This is a genomic window from Streptomyces sp. KR55, assembly GCF_052245645.1.
GTDB classification, from domain to species: Bacteria; Actinomycetota; Actinomycetes; order Streptomycetales; family Streptomycetaceae; genus Streptomyces; species Streptomyces flavusporus.
Window position 1 is genome coordinate 1 of record NZ_JBQQCE010000672.1, and the last position, 3,791, is coordinate 3,791.

Below are 3,791 nucleotides of genomic sequence, written 5' to 3' on the forward strand. Positions count from 1 at the left end.
CGCTCCACTCCCCCGGCCGCGTAGTCGAGCAGATCACGGACGTTCCCCGCCTCCCAGCGGGCGTTGCCGAGGGTGTGTCCGGCCTCGCGGACCTCCAACCGGGCGAGTTCTTCGAGGTGTTCGTCGACCGTGACGGCGAACCGGCGCAGCAGGCGCGCGCGGTCGCCGGGTGCGCGGCCCGCCCAGTCCGCCTGCGCCCGGGCGGCACGCACGACGGCCGCGTCGACGTCGGCCGCGGTGGCGCCGGGGACGGTGGCGACGGCCTCCTCGGTCGCCGGGTTCAGCACCTGGAGTTCGTACGACAAGAAGGGCCTCACATACGTTCGAAGGAGCGGCGCAGCTCCCAGTCGGTGACCGCGGCGTCGAAGGCCTCGAGCTCGACACGGGCCATGTTGCGGTAGTGCGCGACGACCTCGTCGCCGAAGGCGGCCTTGGCGATCGGGCTGTTCTCCCAGAGCTCGGCGGCCTCGCGGAGCGTGCCGGGGACGTGCGCGAAGTCGGCGGTGTAGGCGTTGCCGGAGCAGGGCTCGGGCAGCTGAAGCTTCTGCTCGATCCCGTACAGGCCCGCGGCCACCATGCCCGCCACCGCGAGGTGCGGGTTGACGTCTCCCCCGGGCAGCCGGTTCTCGAACCGCAGGGAGCGGCCGTGGCCGACGACGCGCAGCGCGCAGGTGCGGTTGTCGTACCCCCAGGCGACCGCGGTCGGGGCGAAGGAGCCGGGCTGGAAGCGTTTGTACGAGTTGATGTGGGGCGCGTAGAGCAGGGAGAAGTCCCGCAGCGCGGCGAGCTGTCCGGCGAGGAAGTACCGCATGACGTCGGACATGCCGTCGGACGCGCTGCCCGGCATGACGTTCCTGCCGTGCTCGTCCGCCAACGACAGGTGGATGTGGCAGGAGTTGCCCTCGCGCTCGTTGTACTTCGCCATGAAGGTGATCGACATGCCCTCCTGGGCGGCGATCTCCTTGGTGCCGGTCTTGTAGACGGCGTGCTGGTCGCAGGTGACCAGGGCCTCGGCGTAGCGGAACGCGATCTCGTGCTGGCCGGGGTTGCACTCGCCCTTGGCGGACTCGACGGTCATCCCGGCGCCGGCCATCTCGTTGCGGATCCGGCGCAGCAGGGGCTCGATGCGGCCGGTGCCGAGGACCGAGTAGTCGATGTTGTACTGGTTGGCCGGGGTGAGCCCCCGGTATCCGGCGTCCCAGGCCTGCTCGTAGGTGTCCTTGAAGACGATGAACTCCAGCTCGGTGCCGACCTGGGCGGTGAGGCCGAGGTCCGCGAGGCGCTCCAGCTGGCGGCGCAGGATCTGCCGCGGCGCGGCCACGACCGGGGAGCCGTCGCTCCAGGCGAGGTCGGCGATCACCATGGCGGTGCCCTCGTTCCACGGCACCCGGCGCAGGGTGCTCAGGTCGGGGTGCATGGCGAAGTCGCCGTAGCCCCGGTCCCAGGAGGACATCTCGTAGCCGTCGACGGTGTTCATCTCGGTGTCGACGGCGAGGAGGTAGTTGCAGCCCTCCGTGCCGTGTTCGAGCACCTCGTCGAGGAAGAACCGCGCGGCGAACCGCTTGCCCTGCAGCCGTCCCTGCATGTCGGGGAAGGCCAGGACGACGGTGTCGATCTCGCCGCCCGCGACGAGGGCGTGCAGCTCCTCGACGCTGAGCGGGGGTGTGCGGTCTGCCACGGGAGGGCCTCCTTGGGGCATCTTCCGTCGTCTTTCCGGCTTCTGCGCGCTTCTTCGGACGGCGCCGAGAGCCATAAGGTATTGCTGAGAACCATTGCTTGGGAAGGGGGCACGGCCATATGCCGGTGGATCCGGTCGGCGGCCCGGACGACCCGCTGACGCCGGTACTGCGGCCGGTGCGCGCCGGGAACGGCTTCGAGGAGGCGCTGGAGCAGATCCTCCAGGTCGTACGGCTCGGTCTGGTGCCCGGCGGGGAACGGCTGCCCGCGGAGCGTGAGCTGGCGGAGCGGCTCGGGATCAGCCGGGTGACGCTGCGCGAGGTGCTGAAGGTGCTCCAGGACCAGGGACTGGTGGAGTCGCGGCGTGGACGGTACGGCGGAACGTTCGTGCTGCCCCGCACGGACGCCGCCGGCGAGAGCGAGCTGCGGCGGCGGGTCGCCGCGGTCGACATCGAGGACGTGCTGCGGTTCCGGGAAGTGCTGGAGGTGGGCGCGGCGGGGCTGTGCGCGGCACACGGGCTCACGGACGAGCAGGCGGACCGGCTGCGGGACGCGCTCGCCCGCACGCACGACGCCCCGCTCGCCGACTACCGGCGCCTGGACACGCTGCTCCACCTCACCCTCGCCGAGCTGTCCGGATCGCCGACGCTGACCGCGCAGTACGCGGCGGTACGGGCGACGGTGAACGACCTGCTCGACTGCATCCCGCTCCTGGTCCGCAACCTGGAGCACTCGCAGCGCCAGCACACCGCGCTGGTGGAGGGGGTGCTCGACGGCGACGCGGACGGGGCGCGGGAGATCATGCGGGAGCACTGCGCGGGGACCGCGGCACTGCTGCGGGGGTTCCTGACCTGAGGCCTTGCGCCGTACCGCCGCCGACGGCAAAGGTATGAGGGCGATCCATTGAGGGCAGCGGGAGGACGTATGACCGGCAGGCCGCTGATCGGCGTCAGTACGTATCTGGAGGCCGGGGCGCGCTGGGGCGTGTGGGAACTGGACGCGGCACTGCTGCCGGCCGGGTACCCGCGGCTGGTGCAGCGCGCGGGCGGGCTGGCCGCGATGCTGCCGCCGGATGCGGCGCAGCACGCGGCGGCGACGGTGGCCCGCCTCGACGCTCTGGTGATCGCGGGCGGCCCGGACGTCGAACCGGTCCGCTACGGTGCGTCCCCCCATCCCCGTACCGGGCCGCCCGCGCGGGAACGGGACACCTGGGAACTGGCCCTGATCGAGGCGGCGTTGGCCGCGCACGTACCGCTGTTGGGGATCTGCCGGGGCATGCAGCTGCTGAACGTCGCCCTCGGCGGCACGCTCGTCCAGCACCTCGACGGGCACGCGGAGGTGGTGGGGGTCTTCGGCCGCCATGCGGTGAAGCCGGTGCCGGGCACGCTGTACGCGGGTGTCGTACCGGAGGAGACGTCCGTACCGACGTACCACCACCAGTCCGTGGACCGGCTCGGCACGGGCCTCGTTCCCTCGGCGCACGCGGCGGACGGCACTGTGGAGGCGATCGAGCTGCCGTCCGCGGAGGGATGGGTGCTGGGGGTGCAGTGGCATCCGGAGATGGGGGAGGATCTTCGGGTGATGCGGGCGCTGGTCGCGGCGACTGGGGTTTGACCGGACGTTGCGGCGGGCGTCGGCTGATTCGGCACGGGGCGTTGTCCTGCCGGGCGCCCGAGAACTCGGTTCCGACGGTTGGTCGGCGACTGCGGGTCCCGGGTGGCTGGTCGCTCCCCCACTCTCGGCTTCTCCCCCACGCTCGGCTTCGCTCGCGCGGGGGGACCCCCATCGCGGCGGAGCCGCATATCGATACAGCCCCGCGCCCCTATCGGGCGCCACGCCAGCGGCGTCCCGGAAGGTGCCGTCAGCCTCGCCGCCCGCCCCCCTTGGCCGGCGGCACCCGTGTCAGGCCCAGTAGCTCTCTTGCCGGTCCCGTCGGTCGGTGGCCCGTGCGCCAGACCGCCCGTAGGTCGCGGCGGAGTCGTGCGCCGTCCACCGGGACGCTCACCAGGCGTCGGGTGGACAGCTCCTCGCCCACCGCCAGTTCGCTCAGCACCGCCGGTCCCGCGCCGCCGACCGCGGATGCCTTCACGGCCGTCGTGGAGGACAGCTCGATC

At 72.3% G+C, this 3,791-nt stretch carries 5 protein-coding genes; 2 read left to right on the forward strand and 3 right to left on the reverse strand.

Annotated elements, in window-relative coordinates; translation table 11 throughout:
* Together ACTWQJ_RS48035 and ACTWQJ_RS48040 are read right to left on the reverse strand one after the other, a co-directional pair.
* Nucleotides 1–305, reverse strand: a 305-nt coding sequence (locus ACTWQJ_RS48035; protein ID WP_443312676.1) for an aldehyde dehydrogenase family protein, incomplete at its 3' end; no start/stop codon positions are given.
* Between the two features lie 8 nt (nucleotides 306–313).
* Nucleotides 314–1,678: a glutamine synthetase family protein gene (locus ACTWQJ_RS48040; RefSeq protein WP_443312677.1), complete on the reverse strand. Its 1,365-nt coding sequence runs from the start codon at nucleotides 1,676–1,678 to the stop codon at nucleotides 314–316.
* Between the two features lie 119 nt (nucleotides 1,679–1,797).
* Between ACTWQJ_RS48040 and ACTWQJ_RS48045 the strand changes: the two genes are divergently transcribed.
* A complete protein-coding gene (locus tag ACTWQJ_RS48045) occupies nucleotides 1,798–2,532 on the forward strand; it encodes a FadR/GntR family transcriptional regulator (protein WP_443312678.1) in 735 nt (244 codons plus the stop codon).
* Between the two features lie 69 nt (nucleotides 2,533–2,601).
* A complete protein-coding gene (locus tag ACTWQJ_RS48050; protein WP_443312679.1) occupies nucleotides 2,602–3,291 on the forward strand; it encodes a gamma-glutamyl-gamma-aminobutyrate hydrolase family protein in 690 nt (229 codons plus the stop codon).
* A gap of 247 nt (nucleotides 3,292–3,538) precedes the next feature.
* On the opposite strand, the gene ACTWQJ_RS48055 is transcribed toward ACTWQJ_RS48050, so the two are convergent.
* The coding region (locus tag ACTWQJ_RS48055; protein WP_443312680.1) for a LysR substrate-binding domain-containing protein at nucleotides 3,539–3,791 on the reverse strand (253 nt) is incomplete at its 5' end.